The following is a 23,708-nucleotide window of genomic DNA, read 5'->3' as shown; positions in this document are numbered from 1 at the left end:
AACGTCAATGCCACGCCCACCCGCCGGCCTGCCCATCTATGAACCCGACATCTACGCGGTCGACGCCATCACCAACCCCTACCCCCACTACCAGAGGATGCGTGACCTCGGTTCGGTGATATGGCTGGCGAAGCAGCGGGCATATGCGTTGCCGCGCTACACCGAGTGCAAATCGGTACTGCGCGACGACAAGACCTTTCTGTCGGGCCACGGTGTGGCGCTCAACCCGATCACCAACCGCATGTCGCGCGGCACCACGCTCAACAGCGACGGTGTCGAGCACGAACAACGCCGCAAGCGCGTCGCGCACCGCATGCTGCCACGGGCTCTGCGCGCCATCAGTGACACCGTCGACGACACGGCCCGCAGCGTCGTCGAAACAGCGCTCGGCAGGGGCGATATCGACGGTGTCAACGACCTCGCGGCCGCGCTACCGCTGGCGGTCGTACCCGACCTCATCGGTTGGCCGCGCGATCAACGCGATCACCTGATTGCCTGGGCCGGAGCAACATTCGACGTACTCGGCCCACTCAACTGGCAGGCGATCAAAGCGGTGCCCAACACCCTGCTCATGCTGCGCTTCGCTCGGCGTGTGGTTCGCGAGCGCAACGTCATCGAGGGCAGCATGGCCGACGAGCTGCTCACCGCCGCAGATGAAGGCCAACTGACGCACGACGAATGCCCGCCGTTGCTCGTCGACTACATCGCCCCGTCGATCGATACCACCATGAGCGCGATCTCCAACGCGTTGTATCTCTTCGCCAGCCACCCCGACCAGTGGCAACTGCTCAAGGACGAGCCCGGCCTCATGGCCAACGCCGTCAACGAGATCGTCCGCTACGAGCCACCGCTGCGCGCCTTCGCGCGGTGCACGGCGCAGCAGACCGAAATCGCCGGAGTGTCAATCCCTTCGGGTGCACGAGTCCTGGTGATCTATGCCTCCGCCAACCGCGACGAACGCGAATGGGAAAACCCGACGGTCTTCGACATCCGACGTGACGCCGGCCGCCACGTCGGTTTCGGGCAGGGTGCGCACGCGTGCGCCGGACAGGCCCTGGCCCGCTTGGAAACAACGGCGATGTTGCGGGCGCTGCTCGAGCGTGTGGACCGGATAGAGCTGACCGGCACACCCAAGTGGGCGATCAACAACATCATCCGCCGCCATGAACGATTGCCGCTCAAGCTGATTCCCGCATAACCGCGCGAGACAGAGGACTACCTCGACACTGGGCCGCCATCACCGCGCGACAGTCGCACAGCTATTGGTCCAGCGTGACGACACCACGGATGATAGTTGAGGTGGCACCGCCAACCCACACCGTCCCGTCGGCGTCGGCAGTGATCTCGATAGTGCCCTCGCGCCCTAGGATTGCGCCCTGCGAGACCCGATAGCTCGCGGGAGCGGAACCACTTGCCGTCAACCACTGCCCCACGCTGGCGTTCATGCTGCCGCAGACAGGGTCTTCGGCGACGCCAACTTTGGGCGCGAAAGTGCGCATCTCGAACTGATGCTCAAACCCCTCCGGATAGGCACCGATCGCTCCCACCATGGCCTGCGGAATCACACTCAGATCCGGTTTGAGATCAAGCACTTCTCGGGCCGTCGACAGGCGCACCACCGCCCAGCCCGGGCCGTTGTCGACCCACTGATGGTCGATGATGCGCTCGCGGTCGATCTTGAACGCCGCGGCGATCAGATCGACTTCGGAGTCGTCGATGGGACCGGTGCGCAACGTTGGCGGAGCGGCGAATGACAGCGTCCCTTCGCCGCGCAGCACTGCGACAAGCCCTGCCTGGCATTCCTGCACAACGCGATCCTCACGGCGAGGTGTGCCGCCGTTTTCGAGCCAGGCATGGGCAGAACCAAGCGTCGGATGGCCGGCGAATGGCAGTTCACCGCCCGGAGTGAAGATTCGGAGCCGGTAGTCCGCTTCCGGTTCCATTGCGGGCAGCACGAATGTTGTCTCAGAGAGATTCGTCCAGCGAGCCAGTTGTTGCATCTGCTCGTCGCTGAGCCCGTCGCCGTCCAAGACGACGGCGACGGGGTTTCCCTTCAGCGGATGGTATGAGAAGACGTCGACTTGGGCGAACGCACGATCGATAGCCATAGATCAGAACTCTGCCTCTATCGCGCCCGGACGGCTACTTCGGTCCTCGGGTACGAGGAGCGCGAAGTAACACAAGAACCGCCACTGGCCGCGCCACCTGTAGTGCGAGGTCGCCAGGAATCGCTGTTGGTCGATCTGGACAAGTTCGTCATGAAAGCGCCTGACATAGAACGGATTGTCCTGATTGTAGTGGTCGAGGAGCAGCACGTCGCGGTCGGCGAACAAGGACCGGCCTATTCGTGCGGTGAATCGGTAGCGCCAGGACTCGAGGCTTCCCAGGCCGATTCGGTTCAGGCCAATAACTGTGTTTCCAGGTCCGCGGTCGAAGACCTTGCCACGCCATATCCGAGCCCGCGAGGCAGCCTGGGTCAATACCAGCCCTTCGGCGACGCCGGTGAGCTGTTGTGGCACCGGACACCACCCAGAACTGTGCAGATTGCGAAGATCGGCATCGAGCAGATGGGTGAGCCGTGAGTCGGCACGCTGGTGTGCCACCTACCGGGTCCCCGCGCTCGCAGTGAATGTGGCGGCGTTCGAGTATTTGGCCGACGACCCAGAAAGGCGGTCGTAAGACCAGACAACGATCAGGATCAGCCCTTCAACCACATGGACCCAGCTCCCGAAGATGTCAACACCCAAGTGGTGGCGAACCGCATCGCCGCCGACGAGACCCCACAGCCCCCAGACAACGTAGTAGACGAAGCCCCCAGTCGCGTAGACGATCGCCCACGAGCGTCGAAGAACCGCAGCCAGGCCAATGATTCCGGTACTGAAGTGACACAACGCGTGACACAGGTTCACGGTCACCGGAACGAAGCCGAATACCGTTGTGGTACAGGAATTCATCGGTTCCGATAACATCGACGTGCACGTCAGGTAAGCCGCCGGTCCGTTGCTGGTGAACCAGAAAGCCATGACCCACACACCGAACTGAACCGGCGACGCGGTCAGTGCGATGGTGTAGGCCAGCATCCGAGCGCGAATGTCCAGAAGCATGGTTGCCTTCCTTGACGTTCCGTATCGAGTCAGCGGTCGAGTACGAAAATGGGCTTGTGTCCGGCATCGGATGAGGTGAGGACCTCTGGAATTTCGTCCCATTGGTAGACACCGCTGGTGACGAGTTCTGGATGCAGTACGCCGGCGGCGACGGCTTCGAGGGTCGGCGTCATGTTGGGCCGGGCGTGGCCCTTGCCGTTGTGGAAGTGCACGCCGCGAAGATAGAGCTGCAACAGAGGCAGCGTGACGTCGGCGAAGTAGATGCCGACGCTGTTGACATACCCCTCCGGCATGACCGATACCAGCGCTTTGCGCAGTCGGCCGGGGTCGCAGGAAGCATCAACCGCGAGGTGAAAGTTCTTCTCGCGCTTGCCGTTGATATCGGCCACCTCGGCGCCGAGCTTCTCCGCGACCGCCATGCGGGTGGGATCGTCGTCGTAATACACGGTTCGCGCCCCGGCACAGTGCACCGCGACATCGACGGAGTACAGCCCGATCGATCCGGTCCCGCCGAAGACCGCAATCTGCGGGTCGGCGATACCGGAGATGGTCGGCATGATCGTCTCCCAACCCAGCGCAAGGTTGTCGCCGATCGAGGCGAGATGAACGGGGTCGACACCAGCCGGCAGCGGGGCGAGGTTGTAGTCGGCGAAGGGCACCCGGATCAGTTCGGAGAACGTTCCGCCCCACCTACCGTTGGTGGGCAAGCCGTACTGCGCCTCGCCGTGCGCGAGACAGCGGGCGGGATGACCGAGCAAGCACTGGGCGCAAGCGCCGCAGGCAATATGCCAGGCCACCCCGACCACGTCGCCAACGGACACCCAGGTGCATTCCGGCCCGACTTCGACCACGGTGCCGACGCATTCGTGCCCGAGAGGAAAGGGTCCAAGCCCCGAGAACGGCGTCTTATCGGCGATGACATGGTGGTCGAGGTCGCACGTGGTTGCGGCCAAGGGTCGCACCAACGCGTCGGTGGGTTCTACGAGTGTGGGGGCGTCGACGTCGTCGAATCGCAGTCGTCCGGGTTCGACGAACATCAGGCTTCTCATGAGGTCTCCTAGGGTCGTTGGTAGTGAGCTACTCGAGCGCCGAGCACTTGTATTGCGTTGCTGTGCTGCGCTTTCGGCACGTGCGCCGTCACACCTGGGCGGCGCTCGACCGAGCCTTGGCTTTGAGGTCCTGGAACCGAACGACGGCACCCCCGGCGCCCCACGTGCCCTCAGGCTGCTCGTGAATCAGTACCCAGACTCGCAGTGTGTCGGCTGCCGTCAGGCCGGCTGCCGACAGGATCTGTTCGGTGACTTCCCGGATGAGGCCTTCCTTGCGACGCTGGGAGACCGCTCCTTCAGGGACCGTGATGTCGACGCGAAAGCGCGGCAGATCGTCCTCGAGCGCGACGAAACGGTCACCGGGCACCTCGTCGATGCGGCACCAGGCTTGCGCACGGAAGAACGCGGTGTCGGGTGCGCCCTCCCACTTGAGCAGGGTGGCAGCCAGTGCCTTCTGCAGTTCGCGACGGGCGCTGTCAGCGAAAACACCTGCAGGAAGGGTTAATTCGATCATGGGCATGCTATATCTCCTTGGGATGTGAAGGGTTCGGGCCAAGACGGGTCACCCGTTACAAGCCCGGTGATTGCCGCGCCGCTGCGCGCTGGTGTAGCGCAGTCTCAGCGCTGAGCTCATGGCCGTTCAGCCTGGGAAGCGGCTCCAGACTGGCGCCGAAGTCACTGCGGCGAAGCGACCACCAGTCCAGTAGGTAGTTCTGGCGTATCCGCCACGGCGACGTGGTCCCCTGCTTGGGAAAGGCCGCAACCGAGCGTTGAACGTAGCCCGAGGTAAGACCGAAGAGGTCGCGTTGTGCCATCCGCCCTCGGGGACGAGGCACGACAGCGTGGGCGCCGCGGCGCCGCATCCAATTCAGAACACGGCACACCGTCCGGGTCGACAGGTCTGCCCGCAGCGTCCACGAAGCATTGGTGTATCCGATGCAGAAAGCGAAGTTCGGGATGCCCGAGACCATGGTGCCGTTCCACACGAATTCGTCGGCGACGTCGAGGCCGTCGCCGTCGATGGTCGGCGCGATTCCGCCGAAGGTCTGCATCTGCAGGCCGGTGGCGGTGACGATGAGGTCGGCCGGCAGGACCCGCCCCGAAGTCAGCCGGACTCCTTCGGCGACGAACGCATCGATGGTGTCGGTGACGACCTCGGCATGACCGGCCTTGAGCGACTTGAAGAAGTCGGCACCGGGCGCGGCGCACAGCCGCTGGTCCCACGGTTTGTATGTCGGGGTGAAATGTTCGGCGACCACACGCTCGTCGCCCAAGATTCGCGTGGTCTGGCTCGTGAGCAGGCGGCATGCCCGCTCGGGCAGGCGCTGGCAGAACAGATAGAAGCCGATGTTGAATGCGACGTTCTTCGCACGAATCAGGCGGTGCGCGAAGTGTTCCGGCAGACGAGCGCGCAGCCAGTCGGCCTTCGCGTCGCGGCTGGGAACCGCGCTGATCCAGCTGGGGCTGCGCTGCAGCATCGTGACGTGCGTGGTCGCCGAGGCCATGGACGGTACGAGGGTCACTGCGGTGGCGCCGCTGCCGATGATGACGATCCGCTTGCCGGTGTAATCCAGGTCGGTCGGCCAGAACTGCGGGTGCACGATGCGGCCCGCGAACTTGTCCTGTCCGGGAAACGATGGGGCGTATGCGGCGGCATAGTCGTAATAGCCGGCGCACACGTATAGGAAGTCGCACGTCAGCGTGCGCTGATCCCCTGCCTGGTCGACGGTCAGCGTCCAGACTTGGTCGGCACTGGACCAATCGGCGCCCACAACCCGCGTGTTGTAGCGGATGCGCTGATCAATGCCGAACTCGGCAGCGGTCTCACGGATGTAGCGCAGAATCGACGGCCCGTCGGCAATCGCCTTGGCGTCCTTCCACGGCTTGAAGGCGTAGCCGAGGGTGAACATGTCGGAGTCCGAACGAATTCCGGGGTACCGGAAGAGGTCCCATGTGCCGCCGATGCTGTCGCGTGATTCCAGGATCAGGTAGTCGCGATCAGGGCACTCCGTCTGCAGCCGGTAGCCGGCGCCGATACCGGAAAGCCCAGCCCCGACGACGACGACACCGATGTGATCAGGCAAGGCGTCACTTGCGGCTCGCACCGTCAAACCTCCTCTATAACGATCGTTATAACTGCCGCCACGCTAAACTATAGCGATCGTCATAGCAAGGAGGGTTGTCATGGCGGAGGACAGTCGTGGGAGACAACGCATGGTCGCGGGCGCCGCGGACATGATCAGCCGTCGCGGGCTCAATGCGACGAGTGTGCGGGAACTCGCCAAGCACACCGACGCCCCACTCGGGTCCACCTATCACTACTTCCCCGGCGGGAAGTACGACTTGGCGACTGCAGCCGTCCAATGGGCCGACGACCTCACCGTGAAGGTACTCACCAAAGAATTGGCCGCAGGCCCGGAAGCGGGTCTACAAGCGTTCTTGTCCATGTGGCGAAAAGTGGTCCTCGACAGCAACTTTCACGCTGGTTGTCCCGTACTCGCAGTATCGATCGAAGACGTGGCCGACGAGGGTCATGCCGCGCCTCGCGACGCCGCTGCAGCGGCTTTCGCGCGGTGGACATCCCTTTTGGCCGACTCCTTGCGCGGCGCCGGCGCCGATTCGACCGCAGCCGAACAGATCGCGACCCTGATCGTCTCGTCCGTCGAAGGCACAGTTGCAATCTGTCGCGCCCAACGCAGCATCGTGCCCCTGGATCAGGTTGCAGCGCAGTTGGTTCAGGTCATTCGGACATCGTTGCCCTCCTCACAGTCTTGATCACCAGGCGGGCCTCTCACCCAGCTCTCCTGATCCGCCACTGCCCGTCCTGCTTCTCCACCAGCCCGCTGATCTCGAGCAGCGCCAGCGGCCCGAGGACGCGCTCGGGCGGCAGGGCCGCACCGACCGAGATCTGCTCGAGGCTGCGGAAGCCCCGCGCCGGCAGCGCCTCGTACACCTGAAGCTGGTCCGGTGTCAGGTCGTCGAGCGGTGTTTCCGGATGCTCGGGTTCATCGGCCAGTTCGCCTATCCGCCCGATCAATTCGACGACCTGCTCGGCCCGGTCGACCAGGGCCGCGCCGTTGCGGAGCAGGACGTGACACCCCGCCGACGCGGCCGACGTCACCGGTCCCGGTACCGCACACACCTTGCGGCCCATCGCGGTCGCCCACGCCGCCGTGTTGGCGGCCCCGCTGCGCAACCCCGCTTCCACCACCACGGTGGCACCGGATAGCGCCGCCGCCAATCGGTTTCGGGTCAGGAACCGGTATCTGGTCGGCCGCTCCCCCGGCGGATACTCGCTGAGCAGCAGCCCCGACGTAGCCACCCGGTGCAGCAGCGCCGAATGCCCGGACGGGTACGGCACGTCGATACCCCCGGCAAGCACTGCCATCGTGACGCCGTCCGACGCCAACACCGCGCGGTGCGCCGCTCCGTCGATGCCGTAGGCGCCACCAGAGACGACCGCGGCGTCACGTTCGACGAGGCCCGCCGCGATCTCGGCAGCGACATGTTCGCCGTACGACGTGCACGCCCTGGTGCCGACGATCGCGGCGGCGCGTTCGGCGATGTCATCGAGGCGGGCCGGGCCGAGCGCCCACAACACCATGGGCGGATAACCCGATGGCCGCGCCCGCACCTCCTTGTTCCCGAACGCGACGAACGACAGGTATGGCCACTCGTCATCGTCGGGAGTGATCAGCCGCCCACCCCGGCGATCGAGAATCTCCAAATCCCGGGCCGCACAATCGACCTCACGGCGGGCGGCAACGCTCCCGGTGAGTTCCTTGTCCTCCTGACCACGGCGAATCATGTCCGCCGCCGAGACCGGGCCGCGATCGGCCACCAATGCCGTCAGCCGCGGGCACGGCGGTTCCACCACGCGCGACAGATACGCCCACGCTCGTCGTTCCAGATCGTCGTCACTCATCGGAGCTCTCCCTCTCGGAAACCCAAAGCCGTGCTGACGTCCTCGAGGTTGGGTGAATCGCGGCCGGCCAGATCAGCCAGAGACCACGCGACACGCAAGGTGCGGTCAACGCCCCGGATACTCAACCGTCCGGAGTCCAACGATTCTCGTAGCGGTTTCATCGCGTCCCGGCTCAGCCGGAATCTGCGGCGCAGCACGGGCCCAGGCACCTCGGCGTTGGTGCGGACACCGACTTCCTGCCATCGCTCGGCGGCGGCCGCGCGGGCGGCGGCGACCCGGGCACGGACAGCACCGGTGGATTCGGCGGCATGGTCACCGAACGCCCCGGCGAGTACCGGATGCATGTCGACGCGCAGATCGACTCGATCCATCAACGGCCCGGACAGCTTGCCCAGATATCGGCGCCGGTCGGCCGACGGGCATACACAATCCCGCGGATTCGGCGGTGCGCACGGGCATGGATTGGCCGCGAGCACCAACTGAAACCGCGCCGGATAGCACGCCACGCCGTCACGACGTGCCAGCCGAATCTTGCCTTCCTCCAACGGGGTTCGCAGGGCTTCGAGCACGCTGGTCCCGATCTCGGCGCACTCATCGAGGAACAAGACGCCACGATGCGACCGGCTGATCGCGCCGGGGCGCGCCATCCCGGAGCCGCCGCCGACCAACGCCGAGACACTGGACGTGTGATGCGGCGCGACGAACGGCGGGCGGGTGATCAGCGGCGTATCACCGGTGAGCAGCCCCACCACCGAATGGATGGCGGTGACCTCCAGGGCCTCCTCCTCGGTCAGGTCCGGCAGCAGCCCCGGCAGCCGTTGCGCCAGCATCGTCTTGCCGATCCCTGGCGGCCCTGTGAGCATCAGGTGGTGCGCTCCAGCGGCGGCGATCTCCACTGCCCACCGCGCTTGCGTCTGCCCCACCACATCGGCAAGGTCGACGCCGTCGTCAGCGGCCGGCGCCGTCGTGTCGACCCGGCCGTCCAGCGCCGCCTTCCCGTTGAGCCACGCCTGCATCTGTCCGAGCGTGCGAACGCCCGACACCTCGATGCCGTCGACCAGGCTGGCCTCGGCCAGGTTCTCGGCGGGCACCACCACCGACGGCCAACCCTCACGCTTGGCGGCCATGACGGCGGGCAGCACGCCCTTGACCGGGCGCACCCGCCCGTCGAGCGCCAGTTCGCCCAGCAGGACGGTCTTCTCCAGTCGCTCCCAGTGTGTCTTCAGATGTGCCGACAGCACCGATGCGGCGATCGCCAGGTCGTACATCGACCCGCCTTTCGGCAGCGTGGCCGGTGACAGCCCGAGGGTGAGCCGCGACATCGGCCAGCTGTTGCCGCAGTTGGTGATCGCCGCCCGGACCCGGTCCCGCGACTCCTGCAGCGCCGCGTCGGGTAAGCCGACCAGATGCACCCCCGGCAGGCCCGAGGTGATGTCCGCTTCGATCTCCACCATGACGCCGTCGAGGCCGCGGATCGCCACCGAGTAGGCCCGTCCCAGCGCCATCAGCCGATACCTTTCAGATGCACCAGCTCCGGCACCCGCCCGCCGAGACGTACACCGACCACGTCGATCCGCACATCGGGCCAGTGGGCATTCTGCTCGGCCAGCCAGACACTGGCCAGCCGACGCAGGCGACGGGCCTTCTCGGGCGTCACCGCTTCCTCGATACCGCCGAACTCCGTCGTGGTGCGGGTCTTCACCTCGACGAAAACCACCGCACTGTGGTCCCTTTCGGTGGCGATGACGTCGAGCTCACCCCACCGGCAGCGCCAGTTCCGGGCCAGGACCGTCATTCCGAGCGAGATCAGGTGGTCGACCGCGAGTTGTTCACCGAGCGCTCCGATCTCGGCGCGGGTCATGCGTGGTGGTGTGTTCATGCCGTCACGGTGGCTGGAGCCACCGACAGATCACGGGACGAAGACCCCCGGATCCGGCGCCCGGAAGACAGTTATGCACAGTGCGCGATTCATCCACAGGGCAGGCCCGAAAGACTGATTACTGCCGAAGAACGATCAATTGCTGCCAACGCCCACCTGCAGAAATACTGCCGGCCCCCATGCCGTTGAACTGAGCATCAAAGCTTCGGCTACAAGGAGTTGGGGAAAATGAAGAAGCTCGGAATCGCCGCACTGGTGGCGAACGGACTGGCAGCAGCCGTCCTGGGTTTGGCCGCGCCGGCATCGGCGGACTACTCCCACCACGACTGGGTCAACGACATCCACCCGCGCGCAGAGGCGCCGCAGGTAGACAACAGCGTGCACCAGAGCCGCTGAGCGTCAGCAGGATTCGGGGCCCCTCACCGAGGGGCCCCGAATTTTTTTTGCCCGCCGACCGTCAGTTCGGCGGGCACCGAAACACTTGCGGGGTACCGATGGACACATGGACACCGTCGACATCGACCGCTTTCCCGAGTTCGCGCAATTCGCCGCAGCCGTACAGCGGCGCAACCCCGGAACAGGCACCTGGTGTGAGGCCTGGACCGTGCGCGACATCGTCATCCACCAGACCGGCAACGCCGAAGAGCTCGCCCGGGTACTGGAGGGACACCTGGCCGGCGACCCCGTCGCGACCCGCGGTTTCGGGGAGCGCGAACGGCCGTACCGGGCGCTCAACGATGCCGATCTGTGGACGGCGTTCAACGACCGCATGACGCACCTCGGGCGGGTCGCGGCCGCCGCGGAAGAACTACCCGAGGACACCGACGTCGCATGGACCGGCCGCACGATGAAGGTGCCCTGGTTCGCCGAGCACATGCGCGAGGAACTGGCCCTGCACAGCTGGGACATCACCGGAGACGACGCGCCCGCTCGCGACCGGCTGGCGCAACCGTGGATGACCGGCCACAGCGTCCACGCGGTAGGCGTGCCGTTGCTGCGGCGTGGCCGAGACATCCTGGCGCTGCACGGCAATGAGCGGGTGGAAGCACGAATCCGCGTGGCCGAAGAGGACGATGTCGTGGTCACCGCCGACGCCGAGAACACGGCCACCATCACCCTGGCCCCGCCCGACGGAGCGGCGACCATCGAGACCGACGCGGCAACCCGCGTGCTGCTCCTGTGGGGACGCCGCCCGGCCGATCCCGGCCGAATCCGCAGCGCGGCAGGCCCACTCGAACTGGGCCGGTTGCGCACGCTGCTCAGCGGCTACTGAGCTACAGCAGCGCCGGCACCGCCGCGTCGATCAGGTACGGCCCCGGTGTGGCGTAGCCCACGCGGAGCAGGTCGGCCAACTCCGCCGTGGTCGTCGCCTTGGCGGACGGCACGCCCATGGCCGCGGCCAGCGCCGCGAAATCCGTCGTCGGGCCCGAGAGATCAAGCATCGCCGCGGCTTTCGGCCCGCTGGCCTCGGCCCCGACGCGCTGCAGCTCCATGCGCAGGATCGCGTAGGCGGCGTTGTTGAGGAGCACCGTCACCACATCGAGCTGCTCGTGCGCCATGGTCCACAACGCCGAAATCGTGTACATCGCACTGCCATCGGCCTGCAGACACAGCACCGGACGGTCCGGACACGCCACGGCGGCGCCGACCGCACTCGGCAGGCCGAAGCCGATGGCGCCGCCGGTCAGGGTCAGCAGGTCGTGCCGCGGCGCGCTCATCGTCGCCTGCGGCAGGAGGAACCCACTGGTGTTGGACTCGTCCACGACGATCGCGTCGTCGGGCAGCGTCGCGGCCACCACCTCGACCCAGTTCTGCGTCGTCAGCGCCGAGTCCGACGGCAGCTCCGGCACTTTCAGCTCGGTCAGCACCGGCTCCGTACGCGGCGCCACCGCATCGGCCAGTTCTTCCAGACGCGCGACGGCGTCACCGCCCACGGTGTGGATCTGGCAGCCGCTGGGCACGAGATCACTCGCCTTGCCGGGGTAGGCGAAGAACGACACCGGGGAGCGGGCGCCGGCCAGCACGAGGTGCTCGGTACCGGTCAGCTGGAACTGGGCAGCTTCGGCGAGATACGCCAGGCGTTCGAAGTTGGGCCGGCTGGCACCCCGTTCGAGCCGGGCCGGGAAGGTCTCGATCAACACCTTGGTCCCGGTGGCCGCGGCGATCCGGCTCGCGGCGCGAAGGCCGCGCTCCCGGCACGCGGCGCTACCCAGCAACATGACGGTGCCGGGGCCGAAGACCTCGGCACCGGCGTCGAGCAACTGGTGCTCGTCGGGGTCGACGCCCGCCTGGTAGTCGAACGGGGCCGGACCCACAGCCGGCTCCCCCACCGCGGGCTCGGCGCCCTCGGTCCACGACACATCGGCCGGCAGGATCAGCGTGGCCACCTGTCCCTGCTGCGCGGCCTCGATCGCGGCCACCGCGTCGGTGGCGACGTCGGCCAATTTCTCGCACCGGCGCACCCACCCCGATACCGTGCCGGCCATCGCGTCGATGTCGGATTCCAGTGGTGCGTCGTACTTCTTGTGGCCGAGCGCGTGGTCGCCGACGACATTGACCACCGGCGAATAGGCCCGCCGTGCGTTGTGCAGGTTCGCGATGCCGTTGCCCAATCCCGGGCCCAGATGCAGGAGGGTGGCCGCCGGCTTCTCGGCCATGCGGGCATACCCGTCGGCGGCTCCGGTGACCACACCCTCGAAAAGGCAGAGCACACCACGCATCTCGGGGACGGAATCCAATGCCGCGACGAAGTGCATCTCGCTGGTTCCGGGGTTACCGAAGCAGACGTCGACGCCGGCGTCGACCAGCGTGCGGATCAGTGCCTGTGCGCCGTTCATCGTTCTCCTTCGCCGGGTTCCGTCGACAGCCTGCCGACGACGGTACTACCGGTCCGCGATCAGACCTTCCTGCACCAATGTCGCGACCCGGGTGCCGTCCGCGCCGACCAGACTCCCGGTGATCACACCGCGGCCTCGACCCGCGGCGGGCGATCGCGATTCCAGCAGATTCCAGCGGTCGGCCCGGATCGGGTGGTGGAACCAGATCGAGAAATCGGTGGTGCCGCTGCGGTGGGTGCGGGCCTGCATGGAATGCCCGTGGACCTGCAGCGCCGGGTCGATCCCGTAGAGGTCGGTGATGTAGCAGGCGATCATCATGTGCGGCAACTGTTCTGCCGGCATGGGCACCGTGGCCCGCCACCACATACGCCGGACGAACTCGCCCGACGACCGGTCGTCGACGATCCGGATGTCGATCTCGTCCAGCGGCACCGCGGGCGCCGGCCCCGGCGGCCCGGTCAACGGCAGCAGCTCGGGATCCTCTGGCAGCGACCATGATTCATCGTGCTCGGGGCCGGCCAGGTCCACCGAGAAGGACACCGTCGCGACGGTCAGCAGCCGTCCGGCCTGACAGGCCTCGACCCGCCGTGCCGCCGCCGTTCGTCCGTCGTACACCCGGACCACCGTGTAGTCCGTGGTCGCGCCGGCCTCGCCCCCACGCAGATACTGCAGGTGCATGGCCGTCGGGCGCATCTCCGGATTCACCGTCCGACACGCGGCGGACAGACTCTGCGCCATCAGCAGGCCGCCGAAGGCCCGCTTGCCGTCCGGTCCGCCGGCCTTGCCCACCCAGGCGTCGTCCCCATCTCCGGGCGAAACCCACAACAGACCAGGCAGCACCGTCATGCCACGGTCCCCGCCGCTTCGAGCCCGGCGACGTCGTCGGCGGTGAGCCCGAGCCGTTCGGTCAGCACGGCTGCGGTGTCGTCGCCGAGCGCCGGCGCCGGCCGCGCGGGCGGATACGCACCATCGATCCGCAAGGGCAGGCCCGGCGCCAGGTGGCGCCCGATACGAGGCTGGTCGAGTTCGGTGAACAGCGCGTTGTCGGTCACCTTGGGGCTCGCGGCGACCTCACCGAAATCGCGGTAGCGCTCCCACAGGATCGACGTCGCACTCAGTGCCGCGGTGATCTGCTCGGCGGTGTGCCCGCAGAACCAACCGGTGAACAGGCCGGTGAGCGCGTCGCGGTGCAGGTATCGCTGACCCTCGTCGGCGAAGTCGGCGCCGAGCGATTCAGACAGCGCCGCAACAGCTTTCGTCGTACCGGTGACCTCGACCAGGTCCCGGAAATGGCGTCCGGTCAGCGCGACGATCATGAACGCGGCCCCGTCGGCACTGACGAACTGCTGCCCGTACTGCCCGAAGATCGAGTTGCCGATGCGTTCGCGGCTCACGCCGTTGACCATCACCTCGGTCAGGAAGCTGAGATTCCCGGCCGTCGCCAGGGCGACGTTCTCCAGCGGGATGCTGACCTGCTGGCCCTGGCCGCTGCCGTCGCGGTGGCGCAGCGCCGCCGTCACCGCCAGCGCCAGATAGAGGCCGCACGACACGTCCCAGGCTGCCAGCACGTGGTTCACCGGGGTCTGCAGCTCGGGCGGACCGGTGACGAGCGGAAAGCCCAGCCCGGCGTTGACGGTGTAGTCCACGGCCGTGCCGCCGTCGGCCCGGCCGGACACCTCGGCGTGGATCAGGTCGGGCCGCAGCGCGGAGAGGGTCTCGTACGAATGCCATTGCCGGCCCGCCACATTGGTGATGAAGACACCGGCGTCGACGATCAGCCGGGTGACCAGGTCCTGGCCTTCCGGTGAGCGCATGTCCACCGCGACGGATCGCTTGCCCTTGTTGAGGCCCGCCCAGTAGATGCTCTCGCCGCCATCGGTCACCGGCCAGCGGTGGTAGTCGGCGGCGCCGCCGATGGGATCGATCCGGATGACCTCGGCACCCAGTTGCGTCAGCGTCATCCCCGCCAGGGGCACCGCGACGAAACTGGAGATTTCGACGATGCGCACGCCCGCCAGTGGACGCGCGGACTCTGGCACGGTCATCTGGACACCATAAAGGCCACCCGCAGCACAACCGGGCGCCCCCGGCCGCGGCGCGTCCCGCCGGACGGGAGGTGGTGGCGACCGCGTGACATCCGCACCGTAATTTGGAACGCATGACTGAGCTGAAGGAAGTCCAGACCGAGCGCGGAACGCTGCGTTATTACGACGAGGGCAGTGGGCCTGTAGTGCTGTTTCTGCACGGCTCCGGCCCGGGCGTGACGGGCTGGCGGAACTTCCGCGGCATCCTGCCGACGTTCGCGGCGCACTTCCGCTGCCTGATCCTCGAGTTCCCCGGCTTCGGCGTCAGCGACGACTTCGGTGGCCATCCGATGATCGACGCGCAGTCCGCGGTGGTGCCCTTCCTCGACGCACTCGGAATCGAGAAGGCGGACATCGTCGGCAACTCGATGGGCGGCGGCGTCGGCATCAACTTCGCCATCAACAACCCCGACCGCATCGGCAAGCTCGTCACCATCGGCGGTATCGGCACCAACATCTTCAGCCCCGGTCCGAGCGAGGGCATCCGGCTCCTGCAGGAGTTCACCGAGGACCCGACCCGGCAGCGGCTGATCGACTGGCTGCACTCGATGGTCTACGACGAGAAGATCGTCACCGAGGAGCTCATCGAAGAGCGCTTGAAGCTGGCCTCCGATCCCGAGACGCTCGAGTCGGCGCGCCGGATGTACGGCAAGGCCGCCTTCAAGATGATGATGAAGTTCATGCGGTCGGCCGACGCACCGCCGCAGCCCTGGGCCCAGATGCACAAGGTGAAGGCGCCGACGCTGTTGACGTGGGGCCGCGACGACCGCGTCAGCCCGCTGGACATGGCGCTCATCCCGATGCGCACCATCTCCAACGCCGAGCTGCACGTGTTCCCGAACTGCGGGCACTGGGCGATGATCGAGGCCAAGGAGGCGTTCGAGAGCACGGTGCTGGGCTTCCTGCAGCGCTGATCGTCTTCACGGGCGGCCGCGTACCGCACACCGGTTCGATGGTGTGCGGTACGCGGCCGCTCGTCTGCATCGAGGCCACCGGAATATATTGCCCGGCTTACCAATTGACCGGGCTGCAACATCGCCGGCTACTGCCGGACCAGCGGGTCTCGTTGCGTCCCAAGACGATTGCCGACCCACGACGCGCGGAGACAACCGTCACACGCCGAAATTCGTACCAATCCGCCGATTTCACGCGCCGCACGCAGCACGCGCCCTAGGATCAGGCCCATGAATCGCTTGTCCGGTGCCGACGCGACCTTCTGGTTCGCGGAGACCAACAGCTGGCATATGCATGTCGCCGCCTCGTCGATCTACGACCCCACCGACGCACCGGATTTCAGCTTCGAGTCGGTGAAGGCGCTCATCGCGACGCGTTTGCCGGAGATGCCGCAACTGCGGTGGCGGGTGACCGGCGCACCGCTCGGCCTCGACCGGCCGTGGTTCGTCGAAGACGAGGAACTCGACCTCGACTTCCACGTCCGCCACATCGCGGTCCCCGCCCCCGGCGGCCGCCGCGAACTCGACCAGTTGGTGGGGCGGCTGATGTCCTACAAGCTGGACCGGTCCCGGCCGCTGTGGGAGCTCTGGTTCATCGAGGGCGTCGAGGGCGGCCGGGTCGCCGTGCTGATGAAGATGCACCACGCCATCATCGACGGCGTCTCGGGAGCCGGGCTCGGTGAGATTCTGCTCGATATCACGCCCACCCCGCGGCCACCGGCGGCCGAGCCGAGCAGGTCACTGGTCGGCGTCAAGGCACCCGGGATCGAATTGCAGGCCCTGGGCGGCCTCATCAACATCGGCATCAAGACGCCCTATCGCGTCGTGCGTTTCCTGGAGCAGACGGTGCGCCAGCAGATTGCGGCGCTCGGCGTCGCCAACAAGCCGCCCGGCTACTTCGACGCACCGCACACGCGGTTCAACGGCCCGATCTCACCGCACCGGCGGGTCAGCAATTCCGGTGTGTCGCTGGAGCGCGTGAAGGCGGTCAAGGAAGCGTTCGGCGTGAAGGTGAACGACGTCGTGCTGGCGCTCGTCTCGAGTGCCATGCGTACGTATCTGGAGGACCGCGGCGAGCTGCCCGACAAGTCGCTCATCGCGCAGGTCCCGGTGTCCACCCGGACCGAGAGCTCCAGCGACCAGGTCGGCAATCAGGTGAGCGCGATGTCGGTGTCGCTGGCCTCCGACATCGTCGACCCCGCCGAACGCATCAAGGCCATCTACGCGAGCTCCCAGAGCGCCAAGGAGATGGCGAAAGCGCTTACCGCGCACCAGATCATGGGCTTGACCGACACCACCCCACCCGGCCTGGTGGCCCTGGCCGCCCGGGCGTACACGGCGAGCAAGCTCGGCGGCACCCTCAAGCCGATGAACCTCGTCGTGTCCAACGTGCCCGGGCCGCCCGTGCCGCTGTACATGGCCGGCGCGGTCCTCGAACAGATGATGCCGATGGGTCCCCTGGTGATGGACGTCGGGCTCAACGTCACCTGCTTCAGCTATCGCGACCGCATCGATTTCGGCTTCGTCACCACTCCCGAGATGGCGAACGACATCGATGCCATGGCCGACGCCATCGAGCCGGCGCTCGTGGAACTCGAGATCGCGGCCGGGCTCGTCGAGCGCAGCTAGCCCGACGGGTCAGGCCTTCTGCGTCAGCCCGGCGTCGACGACCAGTTGCGTGCCGGTGATGTAGCGGGCCTCGTCGGACGCCAGGAACACCACCGCGTTGCTGATGTCCTCGGGCTCCACCCACGGCACCGGCAAGAGGTTGCGCGCGGCAAGGACTTCGGCGACATCTTCTGCGGTCGGGTTCTCCAGATCGGGTCGGATGCGCTTGAAGGTCTCCGGGTTCAGCACCATCGGGGTCCCGACCGCGCCGGGGTGCACGGTGTTGACCCGAATCCGCTTGGGCCCCAGCTCGTTCGCCAGGGTCCGAGCCAGACCCACCACCGCATGCTTGGTGGACGTGTACGCCGCGGTGTTCGCGGTGCCCCGAAGTCCGTTGGTGGAACTGATGATCACCACGGATCCGCCGGCGGGGCCGAAATGCGGGATCGCGGCCTTGACGGTGTGCCACACCCCGGTCAGGTTGACTCCGATGACGCGCTGCCAGTCCTCGGCGGTCACCTCCCACGCCGGCGCCGACGCCGAATGGATGCCGGCGTTGGCGACCACGACATCCAGCCGGCCGAACTCCCAGGCCCCTTCGTCGACCGCGGCCTGCACCTCGTCGAACGACGACACGTCTGCCACAGCGGTGAAACAGCGCTGACCGCGCTGCTTGACGGCGTCGGCGAGATCGGCCAGATCGGCTGCGGCACCGGCGACGTCGAGAGCGATGATGTCGGCGCCCTCGTCGGCGAACCGCTCGCAGTGGGTCCGGCCGGTGCCGCGGGCGGCACCGGTGACGAGGGCGACCTTGTTCAGCAGCCCCGACATCAGCCGGCCTTGGTCAGTTCGAATCCCTTGTACCCCGCGGCCGCAACCTCGGCGCAGATGTCGTTGTAGGCGGCGAAGCCACCGATGAACAACATGAAAACCCGTGGCTTACCGGGCACATTCGCGCCCATGTACCAGGAGTTCGCCTTCGGGAACAACGTCTGGTCGGCGCGGCGCACCAGTTCGGCGCCCCATTCGTCGACCGCGTCTGTGGTGGCCTCGATGGCCGCGTAGCCGTTCTTGCCGACGTACTCGATCGCGTCGGCGATCCAGTTCACGTGCGCTTCGGCGTGCAGCACCATGTTGGCCAGCACGGCCGGCGCGCCGGGGCCGTTCACCAGGAACATGTTCGGGAAGCCGTCGACGCCCAGGCCCAGGTAGGTGCGCGGCCCGTCGACCCAGTTCTGCTTGAGCTTCTCACCACCGCGGCCGGTGATGTCGATGCGCCCCAGCGCGCCGGTGAGCGCGTCGAACCCGGTGGCGAAGATGATGGCGTCCAGGTCGAACCGGGCCTCGGTGGTCGTGATGCCGGTGGCGTCGATCTGCTCGATCGGCGTCTTCTTCACGCTGACCAGCTTCACGTGCGGCTGGTTGAACGTCTGGAAATAGTTGGTATCGGTGCAGATTCGCTTGGCGCCGATCGGGTGGTCGTTCGGGATCAGCATGTCGGCGACCTCGGGGTCGTCGATCACCGCGCGGACCTTCTCGTCGTAGAACTTCTTGGCCTCGGCGTTGGCCACCGGGTCGACCATCTGGTCCAGGAAGGTCTTGCTGAACAGCACACCGCCCAGCTGCCAACGCTTTTCGAACTCGGCGCGGCGCTCCTCCGCCGACAGCTCCATGGTGCGCTTGGGGTGCGCCATGTGCGGCGAACCGCCGCCGCTGCGCCACGACAGCGCGCGGCGCTCGTCGTAGTTGGCCTTGACCTCGGCTTCGCGTTCGGGCGTCAGCGGCTCGTTACCGGCCGGCACGGAGAAGTTCGGAGTGCGTTGGAAGACAACGAGTTCGGCAGCTTGAGCGGCCACGATCGGCGTGGTCTGGATGCCCGACGAACCGGTGCCGATGAGGCCGACGCGCTTGCCGGTGAAGTCGACGCCCTCGTGCGGCCAGTTCGCGGTGTGGTAGGTCTCGCCGGCGAAGGTCTCGACGCCCGGGATGTCCGGCAGCAGCGGATCGGACAGCGCGCCGGTGGCCATGACGCAGAACTGCGCGTCCACCGTCTCACCGGTGTCGGTGGTGACGGTCCAGCGCAGCGTCTCTTCGTTCAAGGTCGCCGACACCACGCGGGTGTTCAGCCGGATGTCGCGGCGCAGATCGAACCGGTCGGCGACATGGTTGATGTACGTGAGGATTTCGGCCTGGGTGGCGTACTTCTCGGTCCAGGTCCACTCCTGCTGCAGATCCTTGTCGAACGAGTAGCAGTAGTCGATGCTCTCCACGTCGCACCGGGCACCGGGGTACCGGTTGTAGAACCACGTGCCGCCCACGTCCGAGGCCGCCTCGAACACCACGACCGAATGGCCTTCCGACCGCAGCTTGTGCAGTGCGTAAAGACCGGCGAACCCGGCACCGACTACTACGACGTCAACCTGTTCTGCGCTGCTCATAGTGCGAAGTTAGCCGTCCGCCACACAACCCAGTACGAGGCGTCCCGGTGAACGGACGACCCGGCGGAGCGCGTCCCGGCCAGCGGGGTCCGCGGCGACCAGGAAGCGCCCGAATCGACTTCGGGTGAAGGATTTCGCCCGCTGACCGGGAAGCGCCTCCCGGTGCGCTGCGGGTGCGGTAAACCATTGATTAGCCCATCACAGGAGTTAGGAAAACGACCATGACCCAGCGGGTTATCGACAGACTCGGTGACATCGCCGACCAGCTTCGCGAACAAGCCTGGGAGGCAGAGAAGTTGGGCCAGCTGCCCGACGAGACCGTGAAGCTGATGAAGGCGGCCGGCAACATCAAGCTGCTGCAGCCCAAGGAATATGACGGCCTGGAGGTGCACCCGCGCGAGTTCGCCGAGACCGTGATGGCGACGGCCGCGCTGGACCCGGCCGCCGGCTGGATCAACGGTGTCGTCGGTGTGCACCCGTACCAACTCGCTTATGCCGACCCGAAGGTCGCCGCCGAGATCTGGGGATCGGACACCGACACCTGGGTCGCCTCGCCGTACGCGCCGCAGGGCGTGGCCCGGCCCGTCGATGGTGGCTACATCTTCAACGGCCGCTGGCAGTTCAGCTCGGGCACCGACCACTGTGAGTGGATCTTCCTGGGCGCCATGCTGGGTGACGCCGAGGGCAAGCCCGTCATGCCGCCGCAGATGCTGCACATGATCCTGCCCCGCAGCGACTACGAGATCGTCCAGGACTCCTGGAACGTGGTGGGCCTACGCGGCACCGGCTCCAAGGACGTCATCGTCAAGGACGCCTTCGTACCCACCTACCGCACCATGGACGCCACCAAGGTGATGGACGGCCGGGCGCAGATCGAGGCCGGCATGACCTCGCCGCTGTACCTGATGCCGTGGTCGACCATGTTCCCGCTGGGCATCTCGTCGGCCGTCATCGGCATCGCCGAAGGCGCCCTGGCCGCCGCGCTCGACTACCAGCGCGAGCGCGTGAACTCCAGTGGCGTGGCCATCAAGGACGACCCGTACGTCATGTACGCCATCGGTGAGGCCGCCGCCGACATCAACGCCGCCCGCCAGGAGCTGCTGGCCAACGTCGACCGGATCTACGACATGGTCGCCGCCGGCAAGGAGGTGTCCTTCGAGGACCGCGCCGCCGGCCGGCGCACCCAGATCCGGTCGGTGTGGCGCGCGGTGTCCGCGGTCGACGAGATCTTCGCCCGCTGCGGCGGCAACGCGACCCGCATGGACAAGCCGCTGCAGCGCTACTGGCGTGACGCACACGTCGGCCAGGCCCACGCCATCCACGTCCCCGGCACCACCTACCACGCGTCGGCACTCAGCAGCCTGGGCGTGGATCCGCAGGGCCCGCTGCGAGGCATGATCTGACGTGAGTGACCTGAAGAGCCTGGGCTATGTGAAGGTCCAGACCGCCGACATCGAGCGCTGGCGCCAATTCGCCTTCGACGTACTGGGTTTCGCGAAGGGCAGCGGCCCTGATCCCGACGCGCTTTACCTGCGGATGGACGAGCGCACCGCGCGCATCATCGTGGTGCCGGGCGATGCCGACCGCATCGTCACCGTGGGCTGGGAGGTTCGCGACGGCGCCGCTCTGCGCCGGGTGCAGGCCACCCTCGACGGCGCCGGTGTGCCGTGGAAGCAGCTGTCGCTGGACGAGGCCGACGCCCGTCGCGTCGACGAGGTCATCGCCTTCGTCGACCCGGCCGGCAACGATGTCGAGGTATTCCACGGCGCGGTGCTGGACCACAGCCCCGTCGTCACGCCGTTCGGCGCCCGCTTCGTCACCGAGGGTCTGGGCCTCGGCCACGTGGTGCTGCCGGCGCAGGACGCCAAGGGCCTGTTCACGTTCTACACCGAGGTGCTGGGCTTCCTGCCCCGCGGCGCCTTCCGGGTGCCTGCTCCCCCGGAGTTCGGCCCCCTGCGCGTGCAGTTCCTGGGCATCAACGAGCGGCACCACAGCCTCGCGATCTGCCCGGCCGCGACGCTGCGTGACCCGAAGCTGATCCACCTCATGGTCGAGGTCGACACGCTCGACGCCGTCGGGCAGGCGCTCGACCGCGTGAACCGCGACGGCTTCCAGCTGTCCTCCACGCTGGGCCGGCACACCAACGACAAGATGGTGTCGTTCTACGTGCGTTCACCCGGCGACTGGGACATCGAATTCGGCACCGAGGGCATGAAGGTCGACGAACGGTATTACACCGCAGAGGAAATCACCGCCGACAGCTACTGGGGCCATGAGTGGATGGGCGTGCCGCCTCGGGCGATGCTGCCATGAGCGCCGATCTCAAACCGGTCCCGGCATCGTCCATCACCGCGTGGGATGACGAGGCCGACGTCGTGGTCGTCGGCTACGGCATCGCCGGCGCGGCCGCGGCCGTGGCGGCCTCGGCGGCGGGCGCCGACGTCCTGGTCGTCGAACGCACCGGCGGCTGGGGCGGCGCCGCCGCCATGGCCGGTGGATTCGTCTACCTCGGCGGTGGCACCGCTCTCCAAAAGGCCTGCGGTTTCGACGATTCCGCGGAGAACATGGCCGCCTTCCTGAAGGTGGCCATGGGTCCCGGCGCGGACACCGAACGGATCGACGACTACTGCGCGGGCAGTGTCGCCCACTACGACTGGCTCGTGAGCTGCGGCGTGCCGTTCAAGCCGGTGTTCTGGGGTGAACCGGGCTGGGAGCCACCGAGCGACGAGGGCCTGATGTTCACGGGCGGCGAAAACGCCTTCCCGTACAACACCATTGCCTCCCCGGCGCCGCGCGGTCACGTGCCGCAGATGACCGACAAGGTCGCCGGTGAGCGCAGTGGCGGCTACATGTTGATGAAGCCGCTCGTGGAAACGGCCACCGCGCAGGGCGTCCGGTCGGTGTACGACACCGAGGTGCAGTCATTGATCACCGAGGCCGACGGCCGGGTGGTCGGCATCGTCGCGCGCCGGTACAGCGACACCGTGGCGATCAAGGCGCGCCGCGGCGTGGTGCTGGCCTCGGGCAGCTTCGCCTACAGCGACGCGATGGTCGCCCAGTACGCACCCCGCATCGCGGGCCGTCCGGCGGCGAGCATCGAGCAGCACGACGGCCGGGCGATCCGGATGGCACAGGCGCTCGGCGCCGACCTCGCGCACATGGATGCCACCGAGGTGGCGTTCTTCTGCGACCCGCAGCAGTTGGTCCGCGGCATCCTGGTCAACGGCCTGGGCCAGCGCTACATCGCCGAGGACACCTACGCGGGACGCATCGGCCAGCAGACGCTGTACTACCAGGACAACACGGCCTACCTGATCATCGACGGTGACGCCATGGAAGAGGCCATGGCCGCCACCTCGGCGACACCGTTCCTGCGCCGCCCAGCAACGTGGGTGTGCGAGACGGTCGCCGAGCTCGAAGCCGAGATCGGCCTGCCCGCCGGCGTCCTGCAGCACACCGTGGCCTATTACAACGAGCACGCCGCGAACGGCGCGGACCCGCTGCTGCACAAGAAGCCGCAGTGGCTGCGCCCGATCGGGTCCCCGGTCGGTGCGATCGACCTGCGTAACAGCACCGGCGGGTTCACCCTCGGCGGCCTGCTGACCACGTTGGACGGCCGCGTATTGCACGTCAGCGGCGAACCGATTCCGGGGCTGTTCGCGGCCGGCCGGTGCTCAGCGGGCCTGTCTGCCTGGGGTTATGCCAGCGGGGTGTCGCTGGGCGACGGCAGCTTCTACGGGCGCCGCGCCGGGAGGTCCGCGGCGCAAAACTGAGCCCGCCCGGCGTGTCGCCACCCCGCGTGTCGCCGCTGGAACGACTGTGAGCTCGTGT

The 23,708-nt window shown here is 67.1% G+C and carries 23 protein-coding genes; 10 read left to right on the top strand and 13 right to left on the bottom strand.

What is annotated here, in order from left to right:
* Window positions 1-7 precede the first annotated feature (7 nt).
* Complete coding sequence (locus VXD91_RS14970; RefSeq protein ID WP_318986013.1) at window positions 8-1,198, top strand: cytochrome P450; 1,191 nt, start codon at window positions 8-10, stop codon at window positions 1,196-1,198.
* A gap of 61 nt (window positions 1,199-1,259) precedes the next feature.
* On the opposite strand, the gene VXD91_RS14965 is transcribed toward VXD91_RS14970, so the two are convergent.
* On the bottom strand, window positions 1,260-2,108 hold the full coding sequence (locus tag VXD91_RS14965; protein ID WP_318986012.1) for a PhzF family phenazine biosynthesis protein: 849 nt from the start codon (window positions 2,106-2,108) through the stop codon (window positions 1,260-1,262).
* 126 nt (window positions 2,109-2,234) lie between these two features.
* On the opposite strand from VXD91_RS14965, the gene VXD91_RS14960 reads away from it, so the two are divergent.
* Complete coding sequence (locus VXD91_RS14960) at window positions 2,235-2,582, top strand: hypothetical protein (protein ID WP_318986011.1); 348 nt, start codon at window positions 2,235-2,237, stop codon at window positions 2,580-2,582.
* Window positions 2,583-2,603: 21 nt separating this feature from the next.
* On the opposite strand, the gene VXD91_RS14955 is transcribed toward VXD91_RS14960, so the two are convergent.
* The 4 genes from VXD91_RS14955 to VXD91_RS14940 all read right to left on the bottom strand — a co-directional run bounded on the left by VXD91_RS14955 (window position 2,604) and on the right by VXD91_RS14940 (window position 6,264).
* Window positions 2,604-3,104 carry a DUF4383 domain-containing protein gene (locus tag VXD91_RS14955; RefSeq protein WP_318986010.1) on the bottom strand — a complete coding sequence of 167 codons (501 nt, stop codon included), beginning with the start codon at window positions 3,102-3,104 and terminating at the stop codon, window positions 2,604-2,606.
* A gap of 29 nt (window positions 3,105-3,133) precedes the next feature.
* Window positions 3,134-4,153 carry an alcohol dehydrogenase catalytic domain-containing protein gene (locus VXD91_RS14950; protein WP_318986009.1) on the bottom strand — a complete coding sequence of 340 codons (1,020 nt, stop codon included), beginning with the start codon at window positions 4,151-4,153 and terminating at the stop codon, window positions 3,134-3,136.
* Window positions 4,154-4,241: 88 nt separating this feature from the next.
* A complete protein-coding gene (locus tag VXD91_RS14945) occupies window positions 4,242-4,673 on the bottom strand; it encodes a tautomerase family protein (RefSeq protein ID WP_346415770.1) in 432 nt (143 codons plus the stop codon).
* A 49-nt stretch (window positions 4,674-4,722) separates the two neighbouring features.
* The gene (locus VXD91_RS14940; protein WP_318986007.1) at window positions 4,723-6,264 is read right to left on the bottom strand and encodes an NAD(P)/FAD-dependent oxidoreductase; all 1,542 of its coding nucleotides are present in this window, start codon (window positions 6,262-6,264) and stop codon (window positions 4,723-4,725) included.
* 73 nt (window positions 6,265-6,337) lie between these two features.
* On the opposite strand from VXD91_RS14940, the gene VXD91_RS14935 reads away from it, so the two are divergent.
* Window positions 6,338-6,928, top strand: a complete 591-nt coding sequence (locus VXD91_RS14935) for a helix-turn-helix domain-containing protein (protein ID WP_318986006.1) — start codon at window positions 6,338-6,340, stop codon at window positions 6,926-6,928.
* A gap of 16 nt (window positions 6,929-6,944) precedes the next feature.
* Here VXD91_RS14935 and dprA read toward each other — a convergent pair whose 3' ends face one another.
* Genes dprA through VXD91_RS14920 form a run of 3 tightly spaced genes read right to left on the bottom strand, consistent with a single transcriptional unit; the run spans window position 6,945 to window position 9,939 of the window.
* Window positions 6,945-8,078, bottom strand: coding sequence for a DNA-processing protein DprA (gene dprA, locus VXD91_RS14930; protein ID WP_318986005.1), 1,134 nt, complete (start codon window positions 8,076-8,078; stop codon window positions 6,945-6,947).
* Window positions 8,075-9,583 carry a YifB family Mg chelatase-like AAA ATPase gene (locus tag VXD91_RS14925; RefSeq protein ID WP_212811861.1) on the bottom strand — a complete coding sequence of 503 codons (1,509 nt, stop codon included), beginning with the start codon at window positions 9,581-9,583 and terminating at the stop codon, window positions 8,075-8,077. The genes dprA and VXD91_RS14925 overlap by 4 nt, the downstream gene beginning before the upstream one ends.
* Window positions 9,583-9,939: a YraN family protein gene (locus VXD91_RS14920; protein ID WP_318986028.1), complete on the bottom strand. Its 357-nt coding sequence runs from the start codon at window positions 9,937-9,939 to the stop codon at window positions 9,583-9,585. The genes VXD91_RS14925 and VXD91_RS14920 overlap by 1 nt, the downstream gene beginning before the upstream one ends.
* Window positions 9,940-10,185: 246 nt before the next feature.
* On the opposite strand from VXD91_RS14920, the gene VXD91_RS14915 reads away from it, so the two are divergent.
* On the top strand, window positions 10,186-10,353 hold the full coding sequence (locus VXD91_RS14915) for a hypothetical protein (protein WP_165605545.1): 168 nt from the start codon (window positions 10,186-10,188) through the stop codon (window positions 10,351-10,353).
* A 106-nt stretch (window positions 10,354-10,459) separates the two neighbouring features.
* Complete coding sequence (locus VXD91_RS14910; protein WP_318986004.1) at window positions 10,460-11,230, top strand: maleylpyruvate isomerase N-terminal domain-containing protein; 771 nt, start codon at window positions 10,460-10,462, stop codon at window positions 11,228-11,230.
* Window position 11,231: 1 nt separating this feature from the next.
* On the opposite strand, the gene VXD91_RS14905 is transcribed toward VXD91_RS14910, so the two are convergent.
* Genes VXD91_RS14905 through VXD91_RS14895 form a run of 3 tightly spaced genes read right to left on the bottom strand, consistent with a single transcriptional unit; the run spans window position 11,232 to window position 14,839 of the window.
* Window positions 11,232-12,794 (bottom strand): acetolactate synthase large subunit, encoded by a 1,563-nt coding sequence (locus VXD91_RS14905; RefSeq protein WP_318986003.1) that lies wholly within the window; start codon window positions 12,792-12,794, stop codon window positions 11,232-11,234.
* Window positions 12,795-12,839: 45 nt separating this feature from the next.
* Window positions 12,840-13,640, bottom strand: a complete 801-nt coding sequence (locus VXD91_RS14900) for an acyl-CoA thioesterase domain-containing protein (RefSeq protein ID WP_318986002.1) — start codon at window positions 13,638-13,640, stop codon at window positions 12,840-12,842.
* Window positions 13,637-14,839 (bottom strand): CoA transferase, encoded by a 1,203-nt coding sequence (locus VXD91_RS14895; RefSeq protein WP_318986001.1) that lies wholly within the window; start codon window positions 14,837-14,839, stop codon window positions 13,637-13,639. Before VXD91_RS14895 ends, VXD91_RS14900 begins: the two co-directional genes overlap by 4 nt.
* A gap of 113 nt (window positions 14,840-14,952) precedes the next feature.
* Here VXD91_RS14895 and VXD91_RS14890 point away from each other — a divergent pair, with 113 nt between their 5' ends.
* Both VXD91_RS14890 and VXD91_RS14885 read left to right on the top strand, forming a co-directional pair.
* Window positions 14,953-15,792 carry an alpha/beta fold hydrolase gene (locus VXD91_RS14890; RefSeq protein ID WP_318986000.1) on the top strand — a complete coding sequence of 280 codons (840 nt, stop codon included), beginning with the start codon at window positions 14,953-14,955 and terminating at the stop codon, window positions 15,790-15,792.
* 270 nt (window positions 15,793-16,062) lie between these two features.
* On the top strand, window positions 16,063-17,460 hold the full coding sequence (locus VXD91_RS14885) for a wax ester/triacylglycerol synthase family O-acyltransferase (RefSeq protein ID WP_318985999.1): 1,398 nt from the start codon (window positions 16,063-16,065) through the stop codon (window positions 17,458-17,460).
* Window positions 17,461-17,469: 9 nt separating this feature from the next.
* Here the strand turns inward: VXD91_RS14885 and VXD91_RS14880 are convergent, their stop codons facing one another.
* Together VXD91_RS14880 and VXD91_RS14875 are read right to left on the bottom strand one after the other, a co-directional pair.
* Complete coding sequence (locus VXD91_RS14880; protein ID WP_318985998.1) at window positions 17,470-18,270, bottom strand: mycofactocin-coupled SDR family oxidoreductase; 801 nt, start codon at window positions 18,268-18,270, stop codon at window positions 17,470-17,472.
* Window positions 18,270-19,877: an NAD(P)/FAD-dependent oxidoreductase gene (locus tag VXD91_RS14875; RefSeq protein ID WP_318985997.1), complete on the bottom strand. Its 1,608-nt coding sequence runs from the start codon at window positions 19,875-19,877 to the stop codon at window positions 18,270-18,272. The genes VXD91_RS14880 and VXD91_RS14875 overlap by 1 nt, the downstream gene beginning before the upstream one ends.
* Window positions 19,878-20,098: 221 nt before the next feature.
* On the opposite strand from VXD91_RS14875, the gene VXD91_RS14870 reads away from it, so the two are divergent.
* From VXD91_RS14870 to VXD91_RS14860, 3 genes are read left to right on the top strand one after another with little or no spacing between them, the layout of a single operon-like run.
* A complete protein-coding gene (locus tag VXD91_RS14870) occupies window positions 20,099-21,280 on the top strand; it encodes an acyl-CoA dehydrogenase family protein (protein ID WP_212811871.1) in 1,182 nt (393 codons plus the stop codon).
* A gap of 1 nt (window position 21,281) precedes the next feature.
* Window positions 21,282-22,190: a biphenyl-2,3-diol 1,2-dioxygenase gene (gene bphC, locus VXD91_RS14865; protein ID WP_318985996.1), complete on the top strand. Its 909-nt coding sequence runs from the start codon at window positions 21,282-21,284 to the stop codon at window positions 22,188-22,190.
* Complete coding sequence (locus VXD91_RS14860; RefSeq protein WP_318985995.1) at window positions 22,187-23,650, top strand: FAD-dependent oxidoreductase; 1,464 nt, start codon at window positions 22,187-22,189, stop codon at window positions 23,648-23,650. Before bphC ends, VXD91_RS14860 begins: the two co-directional genes overlap by 4 nt.
* Window positions 23,651-23,708: the final 58 nt, after the last annotated feature.

Source organism: Mycobacterium sp. SM3041, assembly GCF_039668335.1.
Taxonomy (GTDB): domain Bacteria; phylum Actinomycetota; class Actinomycetes; order Mycobacteriales; family Mycobacteriaceae; genus Mycobacterium.
The sequence above is the reverse complement of the archived record's forward strand: the minus strand, read 5'-3'. Positions and strand labels throughout refer to the sequence as shown.

Coding starts and splice junctions, on each gene's coding strand:
- VXD91_RS14970 (WP_318986013.1), top strand. CDS start 8: ATGCCACGCCCACCCGCCGGCCTGCCCATCTATGAACCCGACATCTAC.
- VXD91_RS14965 (WP_318986012.1), bottom strand. CDS start 2,108: ATGGCTATCGATCGTGCGTTCGCCCAAGTCGACGTCTTCTCATACCAT.
- VXD91_RS14955 (WP_318986010.1), bottom strand. CDS start 3,104: ATGCTTCTGGACATTCGCGCTCGGATGCTGGCCTACACCATCGCACTG.
- VXD91_RS14950 (WP_318986009.1), bottom strand. CDS start 4,153: ATGAGAAGCCTGATGTTCGTCGAACCCGGACGACTGCGATTCGACGAC.
- VXD91_RS14945 (WP_346415770.1), bottom strand. CDS start 4,673: ATGCCCATGATCGAATTAACCCTTCCTGCAGGTGTTTTCGCTGACAGC.
- VXD91_RS14935 (WP_318986006.1), top strand. CDS start 6,338: ATGGCGGAGGACAGTCGTGGGAGACAACGCATGGTCGCGGGCGCCGCG.
- dprA (WP_318986005.1), bottom strand. CDS start 8,078: ATGAGTGACGACGATCTGGAACGACGAGCGTGGGCGTATCTGTCGCGC.
- VXD91_RS14925 (WP_212811861.1), bottom strand. CDS start 9,583: ATGGCGCTGGGACGGGCCTACTCGGTGGCGATCCGCGGCCTCGACGGC.
- VXD91_RS14920 (WP_318986028.1), bottom strand. CDS start 9,939: ATGACCCGCGCCGAGATCGGAGCGCTCGGTGAACAACTCGCGGTCGAC.
- VXD91_RS14915 (WP_165605545.1), top strand. CDS start 10,186: ATGAAGAAGCTCGGAATCGCCGCACTGGTGGCGAACGGACTGGCAGCA.
- VXD91_RS14910 (WP_318986004.1), top strand. CDS start 10,460: ATGGACACCGTCGACATCGACCGCTTTCCCGAGTTCGCGCAATTCGCC.
- VXD91_RS14905 (WP_318986003.1), bottom strand. CDS start 12,794: ATGAACGGCGCACAGGCACTGATCCGCACGCTGGTCGACGCCGGCGTC.
- VXD91_RS14900 (WP_318986002.1), bottom strand. CDS start 13,640: ATGACGGTGCTGCCTGGTCTGTTGTGGGTTTCGCCCGGAGATGGGGAC.
- VXD91_RS14895 (WP_318986001.1), bottom strand. CDS start 14,839: ATGACCGTGCCAGAGTCCGCGCGTCCACTGGCGGGCGTGCGCATCGTC.
- VXD91_RS14890 (WP_318986000.1), top strand. CDS start 14,953: ATGACTGAGCTGAAGGAAGTCCAGACCGAGCGCGGAACGCTGCGTTAT.
- VXD91_RS14885 (WP_318985999.1), top strand. CDS start 16,063: ATGAATCGCTTGTCCGGTGCCGACGCGACCTTCTGGTTCGCGGAGACC.
- VXD91_RS14880 (WP_318985998.1), bottom strand. CDS start 18,270: ATGTCGGGGCTGCTGAACAAGGTCGCCCTCGTCACCGGTGCCGCCCGC.
- VXD91_RS14875 (WP_318985997.1), bottom strand. CDS start 19,877: ATGAGCAGCGCAGAACAGGTTGACGTCGTAGTAGTCGGTGCCGGGTTC.
- VXD91_RS14870 (WP_212811871.1), top strand. CDS start 20,099: ATGACCCAGCGGGTTATCGACAGACTCGGTGACATCGCCGACCAGCTT.
- VXD91_RS14860 (WP_318985995.1), top strand. CDS start 22,187: ATGAGCGCCGATCTCAAACCGGTCCCGGCATCGTCCATCACCGCGTGG.